Annotated in this window: 14 protein-coding genes; 9 read left to right on the top strand and 5 right to left on the bottom strand. The window is 31.5% G+C overall.

Features of this window, described 5'->3' with window-relative positions:
- Window positions 1-147 precede the first annotated feature (147 nt).
- Both J2W95_RS00845 and can read left to right on the top strand, forming a co-directional pair.
- A complete protein-coding gene (locus J2W95_RS00845) occupies window positions 148-1,800 on the top strand; it encodes a SulP family inorganic anion transporter (protein WP_310002955.1) in 1,653 nt (550 codons plus the stop codon).
- A gap of 78 nt (window positions 1,801-1,878) precedes the next feature.
- Window positions 1,879-2,520: a carbonate dehydratase gene (gene can, locus J2W95_RS00840; RefSeq protein WP_310002953.1), complete on the top strand. Its 642-nt coding sequence runs from the start codon at window positions 1,879-1,881 to the stop codon at window positions 2,518-2,520.
- A 75-nt stretch (window positions 2,521-2,595) separates the two neighbouring features.
- Here the strand turns inward: can and J2W95_RS00835 are convergent, their stop codons facing one another.
- The 5 genes from J2W95_RS00835 to J2W95_RS00815 all read right to left on the bottom strand — a co-directional run bounded on the left by J2W95_RS00835 (window position 2,596) and on the right by J2W95_RS00815 (window position 8,093).
- Window positions 2,596-3,798: an LETM1-related biofilm-associated protein gene (locus J2W95_RS00835; protein ID WP_310002951.1), complete on the bottom strand. Its 1,203-nt coding sequence runs from the start codon at window positions 3,796-3,798 to the stop codon at window positions 2,596-2,598.
- A 108-nt stretch (window positions 3,799-3,906) separates the two neighbouring features.
- Complete coding sequence (locus J2W95_RS00830; RefSeq protein WP_310002949.1) at window positions 3,907-6,171, bottom strand: PAS domain-containing sensor histidine kinase; 2,265 nt, start codon at window positions 6,169-6,171, stop codon at window positions 3,907-3,909.
- Window positions 6,172-6,379: 208 nt separating this feature from the next.
- Window positions 6,380-6,949 (bottom strand): YdeI/OmpD-associated family protein, encoded by a 570-nt coding sequence (locus J2W95_RS00825; protein WP_310002947.1) that lies wholly within the window; start codon window positions 6,947-6,949, stop codon window positions 6,380-6,382.
- A 16-nt stretch (window positions 6,950-6,965) separates the two neighbouring features.
- Window positions 6,966-7,493 (bottom strand): superoxide dismutase family protein, encoded by a 528-nt coding sequence (locus tag J2W95_RS00820; protein WP_310002946.1) that lies wholly within the window; start codon window positions 7,491-7,493, stop codon window positions 6,966-6,968.
- A 75-nt stretch (window positions 7,494-7,568) separates the two neighbouring features.
- Window positions 7,569-8,093 (bottom strand): hypothetical protein, encoded by a 525-nt coding sequence (locus J2W95_RS00815; protein ID WP_310002943.1) that lies wholly within the window; start codon window positions 8,091-8,093, stop codon window positions 7,569-7,571.
- 122 nt (window positions 8,094-8,215) lie between these two features.
- On the opposite strand from J2W95_RS00815, the gene J2W95_RS00810 reads away from it, so the two are divergent.
- From J2W95_RS00810 to J2W95_RS00780, 7 genes are all read left to right on the top strand, one after another.
- Window positions 8,216-8,644 (top strand): META domain-containing protein, encoded by a 429-nt coding sequence (locus J2W95_RS00810; protein WP_310002941.1) that lies wholly within the window; start codon window positions 8,216-8,218, stop codon window positions 8,642-8,644.
- Between the two features lie 42 nt (window positions 8,645-8,686).
- Window positions 8,687-9,193, top strand: coding sequence for a DUF4251 domain-containing protein (locus tag J2W95_RS00805; RefSeq protein WP_310002939.1), 507 nt, complete (start codon window positions 8,687-8,689; stop codon window positions 9,191-9,193).
- Between the two features lie 102 nt (window positions 9,194-9,295).
- Window positions 9,296-10,540, top strand: coding sequence for a BamA/TamA family outer membrane protein (locus J2W95_RS00800; RefSeq protein WP_310002937.1), 1,245 nt, complete (start codon window positions 9,296-9,298; stop codon window positions 10,538-10,540).
- Between the two features lie 116 nt (window positions 10,541-10,656).
- On the top strand, window positions 10,657-11,139 hold the full coding sequence (locus tag J2W95_RS00795) for a hypothetical protein (protein ID WP_310002935.1): 483 nt from the start codon (window positions 10,657-10,659) through the stop codon (window positions 11,137-11,139).
- A gap of 218 nt (window positions 11,140-11,357) precedes the next feature.
- Window positions 11,358-12,113, top strand: a complete 756-nt coding sequence (locus J2W95_RS00790; RefSeq protein WP_310002934.1) for a hypothetical protein — start codon at window positions 11,358-11,360, stop codon at window positions 12,111-12,113.
- Between the two features lie 134 nt (window positions 12,114-12,247).
- Window positions 12,248-13,168: a transporter gene (locus J2W95_RS00785; protein ID WP_310002933.1), complete on the top strand. Its 921-nt coding sequence runs from the start codon at window positions 12,248-12,250 to the stop codon at window positions 13,166-13,168.
- 226 nt (window positions 13,169-13,394) lie between these two features.
- Window positions 13,395-14,732, top strand: a complete 1,338-nt coding sequence (locus J2W95_RS00780; RefSeq protein ID WP_310002930.1) for a TolC family protein — start codon at window positions 13,395-13,397, stop codon at window positions 14,730-14,732.
- The last annotated feature ends 1 nt before the right edge of the window (window position 14,733 follow it).

Here is a 14,733-nt window from a genome sequence, read left to right as displayed (position 1 = left end):
TAGATTTTTACTAAAGAAAATATTGAAAATAATGATAATGGTATTCTTTTTTTTAGATATCAATGTTTACTCATTGGCTATCTACCTACCACTATAGTCTTACACTGTAGTAAAAAATGAATTTAAACTTTTATAATATTTTTTATTATGTCAAAAAAAATTAATCTTTTTACCCATTTTAAATCGGATTTTGCTTCTGGTTTAGTTGTTTTTTTGGTTGCCTTGCCACTTTGTTTAGGAATTGCAATGGCTTCTGGAGCTCCATTGTTTTCAGGAATTATTTCAGGAATAATTGGAGGTATTGTTGTTGGGTATTTGAGTCAGTCGCAAATAAGTGTTTCTGGGCCTGCAGCAGGTTTGACTGCTATTGTATTAACTGCAATAACTGATTTGGGTGCTTTTGATGTATTTTTAACGGCTGTTTTTATTGCTGGATTAATTCAATTGGGATTAGGCTTTTTAAAAGCAGGAAGCATTTCTAATTATTTCCCAACTAATGTAATAGAGGGAATGTTAGCGGGTATCGGAGTTATCATCATTATGAAGCAACTACCGCACGCTTTTGGTTACGATGCCGATTTTGAAGGAAATGAGGCTTTTGCAGGAAACACAAATAATTCTTTTTCAGCTTTATTTGATGTTTTTAATCATGTGCAATTGGGAGCAATATTGATTGCCTTAGTTTCAATTGGAATTTTGATTATGTGGGACAAAGTTCCTGCATTGAAAAAATTAAAATTGGTGCCTGGTGCTTTGGTTGCAGTAATAATTAGTGTTTTGTTGAACGAGTTTTTTATTGCTTCTGGAAGTTCTTTAGCAATTGGAAGTGAACATTTGGTTTCATTGCCTATTCCAACTACTGTGGAAGAATTTAAAGCAATCATTGTTATGCCAAATTTTGCTGGGATAACCAATCCAAAAGTTTGGATTGTAGGTTTGACTATAGCCATTGTAGCTTCTATTGAAACGTTATTGTGTATTGAAGCTGCTGACAGAATGGATGTTCACAAACGATTTACTAATACTAATGTTGAATTAAAAGCACAAGGAATTGGAAATATAGTGAGTTCACTTTTAGGAGGATTGCCTATGACATCGGTTGTTGTTCGTTCTTCAGCCAATAATGCGGCTGGAGCCAAATCAAAATTATCAGCAATAATCCATGGTGTGTTATTATTGGTAAGTGTAGTTACAATCCCTTTTCTTTTGAATAAAATACCTTTGGCAACATTGGCAGCTGTATTAATTTTAGTTGGTTATAAATTAGCAAAACCAGCTACATTCAAACATTTTTGGCATTATGGGAAGTATCAATTTTTGCCATTTATAGCTACTTTTTTAGGTGTGGTGTTTACTGATTTGCTAAAAGGTGTTGCTTTAGGAATTATAATTAGTGTTGCCTTTATATTAAGAGGAAATCTTAAAAGAGCATATAGTTTTAGAAAAAATGAGTACGTTGACGGAGATGTTATTAATATTGATTTGGCTCAGGAAGTTTCTTTTTTGAATAAAGCTGCCATTAAAATGACATTGGCAAACATTCCAGAGAATAGTAAAGTTGTTATCAATGCTCAGGACACCGTTTATATTGCCCATGATATTTTGGATTTAATACTTGAGTTTAAGACAACAAGAGCTATTGATGAGAATATAAAGGTGAAGTTAATAGGGTTTAAAAAAGAATATGCATTAGAGAATAGTACCGAAGTTCAAAACCATGTAACCATCGAGCATCATTATGATTTTATAAAAAGAGAAATGGTGGAAAAGAAGGTTGTAAAAGAAGTGTTTCCAGAATAATTTGTGATTTTTAAAGTATTAGACTTTTATACAGTGTATTATATTTAATTTTGAATAATAAAGAAAAAACTAACTAACATGAGCGATTTTTATAAAAAAATATTAGACAATAATAAGCAATGGGTTGAAGATCAATTAAATCTTGATCCAGATTATTTTAAAGACTTAGCCAAAGGGCAAACCCCGCCATTATTATGGATTGGTTGTTCGGACAGTCGTGTTCCTGCTAACGAAATTATCGGGGCTAAACCAGGTGAGGTTTTTGTACATAGAAACATTGCCAATATGGTTGTGCATACTGATATGAATATGTTAAGTGTCCTCGATTATGCTGTAAATGTTTTAAAAGTTAAACATGTAATTGTGTGTGGACACTATGGCTGTGGTGGAGTTAAAACAGCAATGAGTAACCAATCAGTTGGAATTATAGACAACTGGATTAGACACATAAAGGATGTTTATCGCTTGCATCATGTTTACCTTGATTCCATAATTGATGAAAATGAAAGATTTAATAAATTCGTAGAGATCAATGTAAAAGAACAAGTCTATGATTTGGCCAAGACTTCAATAGTACAATCTGCTTGGAATAACGGACAAGAATTAAGTATCCACGGATGGGTTTATGGTTTAAATTCAGGTTTCGTTACCGATTTGGGAGTAAATTTCAGTTCGGATAAAGATTTGGGTGGAGTATACCAACTTAATTTCACTAAGTAAAAAGTTGAATTCTCTAGAGATAGAGTGAAATTTTAAATATTAAAAAGGCTGTCAAATTTTAGACAGCCTTTTTTATTAATCGTCAATTTCTAAATTTTCATTAAATGCCGAGGGTAAAAGTTTTGGAATAAACTTAATTAGGAGTGGTAATAATAAGCTTCCTCCTGGAAGTAAAAAAATAGTCAGAGAAGGGACAGTTTTACAAATATCCAATAATTGTTTTTTTACTTTTTTCTTTTCTTTTTCGTCTAAGTCTCTATGGGTCGAATGAGCCAAAAGCAACATCAATTCTTTACTTTGAACTATTTCCTTAATCAATCTCGATTTATTGCGTGAAATCAGTGTAATGACACTCTTTGTAGTCTGATCATAAAAATGCTTTACTGGATTCGAATAATTAAAATAAGGAATTTCTTTCCTGTGCTTACTTATAAAGCTATCTGTACTGCTAATACTTAGTGTTACAAAATCATCTTCAATAAATAATGAATTTGCCAAAGTGTGTAAAAAATAAGATTCGTTATTTTCGATAATTCCATCGCTCCATAAAGCCATTCCTGCAATATCAATTAAGTATTTTTTTTCCAGTTCGGCAGTGAAATAGTCTAATTCAAGCGTTTCTAATGTGATATTTTCTTTTTTGGAAAATTTGCTATATCGAATTGAGGCCTCAAACAACTTAATTAATAAATCATCATATTGTGATTTGTTATTCTTTATTTTCAAAGCCAGAATAACAATGTTTACAATCGTTTCTTCAATTTTTTTGAGATATTTCTCGGGAATTTGCCCCTGTATCAAATATTGGCGAAAAGCCAAAACATCTATAAACAATAGTGCATTGGTTACTAAATGCGAAAAATTTTTGTTGATTATATTGTCATTCGTCTGTACACGCTCATCAATTATTTTTTCTAAAGTTAATGAAGGCGTATTTTTTGGAACAATTTTTTTGAATAAGCTAAATCCTTCTGGATGCATTTCCTTGTAAAAAAGATTTGCTTGCTCAATAAAATCCGAAGGCTGTTTTTCATTATTAGTTAATGAAAAAATGCTGTATAAAGCATTCAATAAGGCTATTTTGGAAATTTCTTCTTTGAACCACCCTTTGGATTTTATTTCAAAAGGTGTGTTAAATGAAATGATATGCCCATAGATAAAACCAGTATCTCTTAATTTTTGGTAATAACTATCTTCCGTTTCAGAAACGGTGTGTTCTGATAACTTAAGTTTTGTAAAGAATTTATCTATCCAACCTGATGCCGAAGGGTTAATCATTGCTTAATTTTGATTATGCAAAGCTATGTTTTTTTATGGATCAATGTATATTTCTTTGTTTTTTAAAATGATCTCATCAAGAATTTTTGTGAATTTTTGTGAATTTTTTTATTTTTTTATTTCAACAAAAAATGTAGTCCCTTCGTCAACTTTACTTTCTGCCCAAATGTTTCCTCCCATGGCTTCTATCTGGCTTTTTGTCATAAATAACCCAAAACCTTTAGCTTCGGGATGATCATGGAATGTTTTTCGGATTTTAAAAAGACTGTCTTTATGTTTCTCCAAATCGATTCCTAATCCATTATCTGAAACGGACAGAATGATATTCCCGTTCTTTACTTCTGTTTTAATCTTAACTATAGGGGCCCTTTTTGGTGATCTGTATTTGAAAGCATTGCTGATTAAATTCAGCAGTAAGCTGTCTAAATATTTATGAGAATATTTAATTACCGGAGCCTCATCAAAATCAATCTGAATTACTGCTTTTAGTAATTTGATTTGTATTTCAAACCCAATAAGAGTCTTATTCATGGCTTCTTTCAAAACAATTTCATCCAATTTTATTTCGGTGTCATGCTTTATTTGTACTGTCTCAATCAATTCCTCAAAAACCAGATTTAAATGATTGATTGTTTTGGTCATATTCTCAATTAACTCTTTTTGTTCATTTTTATCGTCTGTTTCCTTCAGGAATTCCAGGAATGCACTAATATTTGTCAGTGGTCCTCGCAAATTATGGGAAACTATATTGGTAAAATCTACCAATTGTGTGTTTGCTATTTGCAATGTATTGGCATATCGGTTCAATTCTTCCTCTCCTTTTTTTCTTTTAGTGATATCAGAACGAATGGCGACATATTGATAGGGCTTTCCATATTCATTTAAAAAAGGAATAATAGTGGTGTCAACCCAATAAAAAGAACCATCTTTGGCTTTGTTTTTCAATTCACCTTTCCAGATATTCCCTTTGGCAATGGTCACCCAAAGCTCCTTGATGAATTCTTTAGAATGGTGACCCGAGTTAATGATTCTGTGATCTTGGCCTATTAGATCTTCACGGGAATACTTTGATATTTTGCAAAAATTATCATTTACGTGAGTAATAAAACCTCTTTGGTCGGTTATGGCTATAATAGCCGATTCGTCTAAGGCGTGTTTATAGTCTGAAATCTCCTTAATGGTTTTTTCAAGTTGTTCCTCATTTTTTTTCCTTTCTGAAATGTCAGAGCGGATGGCAACATATTGATAAGGCTTTCCATATTCATTCAAAAAGGGAACAATCGTGGTGTCAACCCAATAGGCAGAACCGTCTTTTGCTTCATTTTTCAATTCGCCTTTCCAAACTTTTCCTTTGGCAATGGTACCCCAGAGTTCTTTAATAAAATCTTTGGAATGGTGGCCTGAGTTAATGATTCTATGATCCTTTCCGATTAGTTCTTCACGGGAATATTTTGATATTTTACAAAAATTATCATTTACGTGAGAGATGACCCCTCTTTGGTCAGTTATGGCGATAATAGCCGATTCTTCTAGAGCGTATTTATAATCTGAAATTTCCCTTATCGTTTTTTGAAGTTCTTCCTCAGCTTTTTTTCTTTCGGTAATATCAGAACCAATGGATATATATTGATAAGGTCTTCCATATTCATTTAAAAAAGGAACAATCGTAGTGTCAACCCAATAAAAAGAACCGTCTTTGTCTATGTTTTTTATTTCACCCTTCCACACTTTTTTGTTACTGATGGTCTCCCAAAGTTCCTTAATGAATTCTTTGGAATGGTGGCCGGAGTTTACGGCTTTGTGATTCTTGCCTATTAATTCTTCACAGGAATATTTAGATATTTTACAGAAATTATCATTTATGTGGGTAATAATACCATTTTGATTGGTAATGTCAATAATTGCAGATTCATCAAGGGCATATTTATAGTCGGAAATTTCTTTTATTGTTTTTTGGAGCTCTTCTTCTGCTTTCTTTTTTTCGGTTATATCTGTGCCAATACTTAAGAATTGATAAGGCTTACCTTCTATGTTCAAGAAAGGGACAATGGTTGTGTCAACCCAGTAAACAGATCCGTCTTTGGTTATGTTTTTTAATTCCCCTTTCCATACTTTTTTGTTCAAGATGGTTTCCCAAAGTTCTTTAAAGAATTCTTTGGAATGGTGACCTGAGTTTACAATTCTATGGTCTTTACCAATTAGTTCTTCAGATGTATATTTAGATATTTTACAGAAATTATCATTTACGTGAGTAATAACACCATTTTGATCGGTAATGTCAACAATAGCAGATTCATCAAGTGCATATTTGTAATCTGAAATTTCCTTTATCGTCTTTTTAAGATCGTCTGTTTTTTTTAAATCTTCTTTCATGGCCATGGCTTCAAATTCATTTATTGCAAAAAAAGTTTAGGATATTTTGCTAAAAAAAAATACTCATACAAAAATAATGAATAATAACGATGTAAGGATTATTTTAACGATTAAATACGGTATTTTTAAAAAATTGTAATATTTTTATTTAAAAAAAAAACATTACAATAATATTGAAGTTTTATAAACGAAAATGTTTTGAGCAAAATTAATCTCTCGATTTTTTATTTTGTTGGCAAAGGTCAATTATAATAGTAATTCTATTGTTTCTGGTTTCAGGTCTTTTGGCTTGGTTGAGCCAATATAGATATCCTTTTCGATAGGAAGGACTGAAGTTTTTATAGTTTTCAAAAGCAATTTGATTTTTTTCGAATGCCAGTGCTAAATCTTCAGGAATTATCAAATCTTCAACAGCGTCCAATGAAATCCAGGAGCCGTTTTGTTTGGCAATTTCAATTTTGGCTAACCCGCTTTCGTGCATTAGATTTTCGGCAATGAGTTTTTCAATGTAGGTTTTGTTGACTTTGCTCCAAACACTTTTTTTTTTCCTGGGAGAAAAGATTTGCTTTCGGCTGTGTTCATCCACATTTCTGACGGTAGAATCAATCCAACCGTAGCAAATTGCTACTTGGACGGCTTCTTCCCAACGCATACTTTCAAATGGACTATTTACTTTATAGAAAATCAAATACACACCAGTTGACAAATGATGATTGTTATGTAACCATTCTCGCCAATCTGATGCGTTTTTGAAATAGAGATGTTCTTTTTCTTTCAAGAGAATATGCTATGTTTTATTTTATAATGGATGAACAAGCTATTCTTCCACCAGCGTTTCCTGTTGGTTGTGTTACAAAATCATCAGCGCCTTGATGAACGATAAGACCTTTTCCTAGAATATCTTTTGTTGGGTCTTCGCCGCCAATAGACCATTCATCTGTTGTAAAAGTAATAGTGCCATTTCCTTTTTCATCTGCAGTAAAATTACCGATATCACCTTTATGATGTTCTGCTTCTCCCCATTTTCCATGTTTTTTGAAAGTTGGGTTCCAGTGACCTCCGGCAGAACTTCCGTCAGCAGCTGAGCAATCTGATTTTTCATGAATGTGAATGGCATGAATTCCTGGTTGTAATCCGGCAATTTTTGCAACAAAAGTTACTTTACCATTTTTCTCAGTGAATGAAGCTGTTCCAGTAACTTTACTATTACTTTTTGATTCAAAAGTAAGGTTTAGACTTTTGGAATCGCTGGATTTGCTATTGGTCTTACAGCCAATGATTACCGCGATAATTATAGCAGCGGAAAAGATTATTTTTTTCATGATTTTAAAAAATTATAATTGGATTATAAAATTACGTATAAAAAAGCGTATTAAAATTAAATTGTTTCTTAAAATCTATTTTGACTTTTCCCCAACAAAATGGTTGGTTGGCGATTTAAATAATATATTAAAAGAAGTTAAACTACCATAAATACGTGTAATGTATTGCTGCAATTCAATCTTTTCTATTTCTTCAATTTTGCTGCTGTTTATCTTTTGTTCCATTACACGTAACCTATCACGAACCATTATGATTTTATGGAAAAAAGTGTCAATTGGAATTTCTTTGGAAGATAATCCTGCCTGCCCTGGTTCCAAAATTAATTTACCTCCTTTCCATTTGTCTCCAATCGGTACAATTTCGGAAACATCCGACCATTTTTTCAAAAGATCTCGTAGGCTCTGTTCCACTTCCGAAAAACTTACTGTGTCCACTTCATCAACGGTCGCTTCGATAACTTTGAATTCATCATTTAATGGGATCGTTTCAAGTCCATTTTCTATAAAAGTTATCCAATATTCTTTGGATGAAACATTGGTTATTACTCCTTTTCCATATTCTGGGTGCTCAATTCGGGAACCTATACCTAGTAGTGTCATGATGTTTTTTCTTTTTCACGAAAATAATGATACCTTTTTTAAAAAACAAATTTGAATTCGAAACGTCTTTTTCTTATTAATTTTTATTATTTTTACCTAACATGATTTTTAAATTATTGACTATGAGCAAAATAATCGTATTGATGGTTTTTATTTGTATGGGGTTTGTTTCATGCAGTACACCAAAAACAGCTGTGAAAGAAGTTTCAATTGAAGGAACTTGGAAATTGAATTACATAACTGGCCCGAAAATAGCCTTTGACGGTTTGTTTCCCGAAAATAAACCAACAATTATTTTCGATTTAAAACAAAATAGATTTACTGGAAACAATAGCTGTAATCAATATTTTGGAGCCTTGCTTACAGACGGGGGGAAAATTAATTTTAAGGATGCCAAAATTGCTATGACTATGATGGCTTGTGAAGGTGATGGAGATTCGGTTTATATGGAAGCCCTAAATAAAATTGAATCGTACACGATTACAGATGATGGAAAAACGTTAAATTTTTTATTAGGTAATGTTGTGATGTTGCGATTTATTCATCAATAATTTTTTTTTAATTGTTGCGTTTTATCATTAAAAACAATACAGATGAAAACAGTAATATTATCTTTTTTTCTTTCTTTTTCAATGCTAATTGGTTTTGCACAGGAAAAAACGAAGCAGCAAATAAAAGAAGAACAAAAACTAGCAAAACAAAAAAAAGTGGAAGCACTTGTTGATTCCAAAGAGTATGAATTTGAAGGAGACATGGCCTACCCTCAAGGAGGAAGAAGCATTAATTTGACTACAAACACAAATTATTTGCAATTCAAAAATGATTCCATTCACAGTGAAATGCCTTATTTTGGGAGAGCTTATGCGGGAGTGGCTTATGGCGGAGGAGGAGGTTTGAGTTTTAAAGGACCAATTAAAGATTATTCAATTACAAAAGGGAAGAAGAACATTATAGTAAAAGCAGAAATCACAGATAATTCGGATTATTACTCAATTACTTTAACAGTCTTTTACGATGGAGATGCTTCTTTGGCCATAAGTTCTAATAATCGTGATCCGATAAATTATAGAGGGAGTATTGAAGAACTAAAAAAGAAATAATTGGTTGGATTTTCCGTTGATTAAATTATAGAATTATTTAACTCGTATCTTTGTTTCTAGTAAAACTAATTAGTTGGATTAGCTTAAAAGTAAATATCTCTTATGATAAAATTTTTAATTCCTTTTTTCATCGTTTTATATGGAAGTCAAAGTACTGTCAATGCTCAAACTAACTCAGATATTGACACGTCATGCCCACCCAAAACGGTTTTTGAATTATTTAAAAAGAAAGACTCAATTCTCGTTGTTAAACCTATCAAAAATAGTTTTTTACTTGTGATTCCAATAATTGGGGTACAGCCTGCAACTGGATTTAGCTACGGAGCGACAGGACAGTATACTTTCAAAGGTAAAGGAGCTTCTGATAAATATTCTTCTGCAAATTTGGGAGTGACTTTTACTACAAAAAAACAGATGTTAATTAATGTCAAAAATAATGTTCTATTAAAAAACAATAAAATTTATCTTAGAGGAGATTATCGACTTTATATTTTTACCCAACCCAATTATGGTTTAGGAACCAATATTATTCCAAAAAATAGAGATGATTCTGATTTTGATATTGAATCAATAAAGGAACCGATGGATTATAATTATTTTAAATTTCATCAAACCGCTTCATGGGAAATCAAAAAGGATTTTTATGTAGGTGGAGGAGTAGAAATAGATTGGTATTCGACTATTATTGATAAAAACCTTGATGTAGAAAACGGAAAATTCACTAACCATTATAATTATAGTATCCAAAATGGATTCAATGATAAAGAATATTTTGTGAACGGTTTAAGTGTTAATTTTATTTATGACTCGAGAGATAATCAGATTAATACAAGAAAAGGTTGGTTTGCAAATGTTAATTACCGTTTTAACGGGGATTTGTTTAATGACCAAAAAGCCAGTAATGTATTGAATACAGAGGTTAGGTATTTTGTTCCGTTGGATCCCAAAAAGGAGCAATTTATACTTGGATTTTGGGCGTTTGGACAGTTCGTTACCAATGGAACAGTTCCTTATTTAAATTTGCCGGCTTTAGGTTGGGATCAACGTAGTCGCAGTGGAGAAGGATATACACAAGGGCTGTTTAGAGGGAATAGTTTAGCTTATCTTCAAGTCGAATTAAGATTCCCCATAACTTGTAATCAGCTTCTTAGTGGAACTGTTTTTACTAATTACACAAGTGCGAGTAATAAGTATGATAACATTGGACTTTTGCAATATGTTCAGCCAGCATTTGGGTTTGGATTAAGGCTTTTAATTGATAAAGCTACCCGTACAAATCTTGTTTTTGATTATGCAATTGGTAATCAATCCAAAGGTTTTTATCTTAATGCAGGAGAAACTTTTTGATTTCTTTGTTCTTGATAAATAGTTCTTTATGGTAGATTTGTTTTTTTTATTTAATGTAATCTTAATGAAAAATTCTTATATTTGAGAGTAATTAACTAAATTTAAAACAAACAGACATGAAAAAAGTATTTTTATTATTTGCGGTAGCTTTTTCAGTTGCAACATTTGCCCAATCAACTTTGAAAGATGATATTGACGTTGTACAATCGGTTTATGGGAAATCCAAAACAGAATTGGTAAGACAATATATGGCATTGTCGGGTACTCAAGCTACAGATTTTGAGAAAATCTATGTAGCTTATGAAGCAGAAAGAAAAAAACTTGGAGAAGAAAAAGTATATTTAATTAATCAATACGCTACAGATTATGCAGCTTTGACAGAAAGTAAAGCAGATGTTATTGCTAAAGGTGTTTTGAAAAATAATTTAGCTTATGATAAGTTATATAGTTCTTATTATGAAAAAGCAAAAAAAGCTATAGGAGCAATAAATGCAACAAAATTCATCCAGCTTGAAATTTATTTGCAAACCGAAATTAGAAGTAGTTTGCAAAATGCTATACCTTTTGTCGGTGAATTAGAAATGACAAAAATAAAATAGTATTTTATTTATTCAAAAAAGAGCGTAATAATAATATTACGCTCTTTTTTTTGTAATTTTTATGTGTGTTTTTATACGTTAGAGATAATTAGTCCAAATATTTATAATTATAAGTTCTTTTGTCATAAAAAGTGTTAATTTTTGTTTCTTTATTTTAGAAAAAAAAGTTAAATTTGTTAATGTACTTTCCTAGTTTTATGTAATTTAAAAAATAAATCATGAAAAATTTAACTACCCCTTTTAGAATTGTCTTCACTTTTGCATTCGTGTTATTTATATTTTCAACTAATGTTTTTTCACAATCTGATGATTTTAGAGATTTTAAAAATTCATTGAAATTTAATGTGTCAAATACGTTGCTTTATGATAATTCATACCAGTTTTCATACGAGCGAATTATTAAAGAAAATCAAAGCTTAAATATTTTTACAGGGTATCAGGAGTTTCCATTAATAACAATTGATTTTGATGATGTTGCTTTTGCTAAAAATAGTAAAAGAAATGGTTATTCGATTGGTGCTGATTATAGATTTTTTTTAGGAAGTATCAATAAATATAAAGGGCCAAGAGGAGTTTATTTAGCACCATTTGTCAGCTTTTTTCAATTTGAAACGGACAGAAATATAATTTATACTAATCCTAATTCAGGATTGGTTAGCGAAGCGAATCTTGATTCAAAATTAAATTTAACTAATTTTGGTGGTGAGTTGGGATATCAATTTGTTCTATGGGATAGACTTGTTATAGATTGTGTTTTGTTTGGACCTTCTGTTACACATTACAACTACAATATAAAACTAGATGGAGAAATTCCAGGTCTTGATGAAAATGAAATGTTTCAAAAATTTATTGAGGCAATGAAAGATAAATTTCCAGAAATTGAGAATCTTTCAGGTGGAGTCGAAAAAAAAGGTGTGCAATCTATAACTGCTCTTGGGTTTAGATATAATATAAGTATTGGGTATAGATTTTAAAAAATCTAAAAGATTTACGAACCTCAATTTTTTGAGGTTTTTTTAGCCTTATTTTTTAGATGCATATTGATTTTGACTAAAACTGCTTCAAATGCGATTTTAGAAAAGATTTATAATTTTTTTTAATTCACGATATGATTGGGCAAGACTTTATTTGTGTTAGGAGATTTAATTTGTCGATTGTTGTTTTTTTAGTCATTTGTAATTGGTCATTTGCACAGGATCTAGAGCCAAGGGCTTATGCTAATATACCCAAAGGCGTCAACATTATAGTAGCTACTTATGGCTATATGAAAGGGGATGTTTTGACAGAGCCTTCTTTGCCTGTTGACGATTTTATTATTTCAAGCAATAATCTAGGGGCAGGGTATATGCGTTCTTTTGGTTTGGGAGGTAAGTTAGCCAGAATCCAGGTTGCTATTCCATATACTTTTATGGATGGAGAAGCGAAAGTAAGTGGTGAAAGGGTTACCGGAAATAGAACTGGCTTTGGTGATATGCGCTTACGATTTGGAGTCAATTTGTTAGGATCACCAGCTTTGGGTGTAAAAGAATTTAGCAAATATGAACAAAAAACAATATTTGGGGCAAGTTTGGTTGTCTCCGTTCCTACCGGTGTTTATTATCCAGACAAAAGAATTAATATTGGCACCAATCGTTGGGGATTCAAGCCAGAAATAGGAATGTCAAAGCGTTTTGAACACGTTTACGCAGAGTTGTATTCGGGTGTGTGGTTTTATACTCAAAATGATGAATTTCTTGGAGAAAATGATTTAGAGCAAAATCCAGTTTTCACTTTTCAAGGACACGCGAGCTATTTTTTTAAAAATAAAATGTGGGTTGCCGTTAACTTAAACTGGTTTAGTGGAGGAAAAACATTTGTAGATGAAGCACCTGCAGGCAGTGTAATCAATAGCTCCAGAATCGGTGGAACATTCTCGATGCCACTTTCAAAGATGCAGTCTATCAAATTACAGTTTAATACAGGGATTTTTAAAAACATTGGACTTAATTATGATTCTGTCAGTGTTGGGTATCAGTATGTGTTTTTATGAAAAAGATATTTTGAATCTATTCTGCTTTTAGAACTATATGATATTAATTTGCTTTGTAAACGTACTATTAATTGGTAATTATTATTAGTGTATTTTTTGTTATAAAGCTGTTAAATTGTTTATATTTGTATAGGTATATTGTTGATTTTGAGTTGGAAATAATATTTTGACTTAACCTAAGTGTATCTTTTTTGCAAGTTGAATTTTTTAAATTAAAAATTAGCTTATGGATTGCCTAGTTTTAAAAAGCCTTAGTAAAGAATTTGTTATTCTGATAATAGCTTGTTTTTTTTGTAAAATCGGATTTTCTCAAAATGAGGAAGGAGTCCGAATCATAAAATTGGATGAAGCCATACAGCTGGGTATAGAGAATAACAATCAGCTTAAAATGGCTAAGTCAGATGTTACAATTGCAAATGAAAATTTAGATCAGACTCAAATAGCAAAAGCGCCTATTTTTGGCGTGAATATGTCATATAATTATATAGGAAATCCCAAAGTATTTGAAGGTTTTTATGAAAAAAACGTCACTGTTGATTTTTATAACCAACAGGCCTCTGCCAATATTTATGCCTCTATGCCTCTATATTATGGAGGAGTAATCAATAATCAAATAGATAAGCAAAAATTAATAGTGAGCATGCAGGAGTCGGTTGCCAAGATGACCGAAACCGAAATTAAACAAACTATTACCACACAATTTTTTACTCTCGAAAAGTTATACAAGCAGATAGAGGTAACTAAACAAAATATCGTCAATACCAATTTACGTATCAAACAATTGGAATCAAGGGTTTCTAATGGACAAAATCTTAAAAGTGATTTGTTAAGAACCGAATTGCAAAAATCAAATTTCGAAGTAGCGGTTTTTCGTAGTTCCAATTCCATTGAGTTAATCAGCAATTATTTGGATATATTGACGGGGCTTCCTACCAATACTAAATTAAAACCAGTATTGGATGGTATTTTAATTCCAAAAAAAGAAGTGAGTTTGGAGGAAAGTTTGAATGAAGCCTACCAAAACCGTTCCGAAATCAAAAGATCTGAAATTAATGTTAAGATAGCAGAATCTTCTTTGGATATAACCAAGAGCGGTTTTAAACCCAATATCAACGCAAATTTGCTTTTTAATACTCAGTACCCAGCGCAATGGCCTGATTATACAGATAATATTCTCAATTATTGGGCAGCTGGTTTTTCTCTCAGTTGGGATATTTCCAGTCTCTATAATATAAAACACAAAGCCAATGCAGATAAGCTGCAAATAGATAAAAGCAATGTTTCGCTTAATGCCACAAAAGATATAATCAATCAAGACGTAAAAGCTGCTTATGTTCGATTTACTGAAAGTGTTAGGAATATTACAACTTTTAATAAAGATGTTGATTTGGCGCTGAGTAATTACAAAATTGTGAAAAGTCGCTATGATAATGATTTTGCTGTAATCAGTGACATCGTTGACGCAGAATTACAGCTGAATGAAGCGAAAATTTCTCTGAATAATGCCAACATAGATGCGATTATTCAATATTATTCTTTACAGTACGCAATGGGTAAACTTTAAT

Source organism: Flavobacterium granuli (assembly GCF_031456055.1).
In the GTDB taxonomy this organism is placed as follows: Bacteria; Bacteroidota; Bacteroidia; order Flavobacteriales; family Flavobacteriaceae; genus Flavobacterium; species Flavobacterium granuli_A.
Note: the sequence above shows the minus strand (reverse complement) of the source record. Positions and strands in the feature narration are given on the sequence as shown.

Excerpts from the sequence above, each read along its gene's own strand:
- J2W95_RS00810 (WP_310002941.1), top strand. The coding sequence starts at position 8,216 with ATGAGCAAAATAATCGTATTGATGGTTTTTATTTGTATGGGGTTTGTT.
- J2W95_RS00805 (WP_310002939.1), top strand. The coding sequence starts at position 8,687 with ATGAAAACAGTAATATTATCTTTTTTTCTTTCTTTTTCAATGCTAATT.
- J2W95_RS00795 (WP_310002935.1), top strand. The coding sequence starts at position 10,657 with ATGAAAAAAGTATTTTTATTATTTGCGGTAGCTTTTTCAGTTGCAACA.
- J2W95_RS00780 (WP_310002930.1), top strand. The coding sequence starts at position 13,395 with ATGGATTGCCTAGTTTTAAAAAGCCTTAGTAAAGAATTTGTTATTCTG.
- J2W95_RS00815 (WP_310002943.1), bottom strand. The coding sequence starts at position 8,093 with ATGACACTACTAGGTATAGGTTCCCGAATTGAGCACCCAGAATATGGA.
- J2W95_RS00830 (WP_310002949.1), bottom strand. The coding sequence starts at position 6,171 with ATGAAAGAAGATTTAAAAAAAACAGACGATCTTAAAAAGACGATAAAG.
- J2W95_RS00800 (WP_310002937.1), top strand. The coding sequence starts at position 9,296 with ATGATAAAATTTTTAATTCCTTTTTTCATCGTTTTATATGGAAGTCAA.
- J2W95_RS00845 (WP_310002955.1), top strand. The coding sequence starts at position 148 with ATGTCAAAAAAAATTAATCTTTTTACCCATTTTAAATCGGATTTTGCT.
- J2W95_RS00835 (WP_310002951.1), bottom strand. The coding sequence starts at position 3,798 with ATGATTAACCCTTCGGCATCAGGTTGGATAGATAAATTCTTTACAAAA.
- J2W95_RS00790 (WP_310002934.1), top strand. The coding sequence starts at position 11,358 with ATGAAAAATTTAACTACCCCTTTTAGAATTGTCTTCACTTTTGCATTC.
- can (WP_310002953.1), top strand. The coding sequence starts at position 1,879 with ATGAGCGATTTTTATAAAAAAATATTAGACAATAATAAGCAATGGGTT.
- J2W95_RS00785 (WP_310002933.1), top strand. The coding sequence starts at position 12,248 with ATGATTGGGCAAGACTTTATTTGTGTTAGGAGATTTAATTTGTCGATT.
- J2W95_RS00820 (WP_310002946.1), bottom strand. The coding sequence starts at position 7,493 with ATGAAAAAAATAATCTTTTCCGCTGCTATAATTATCGCGGTAATCATT.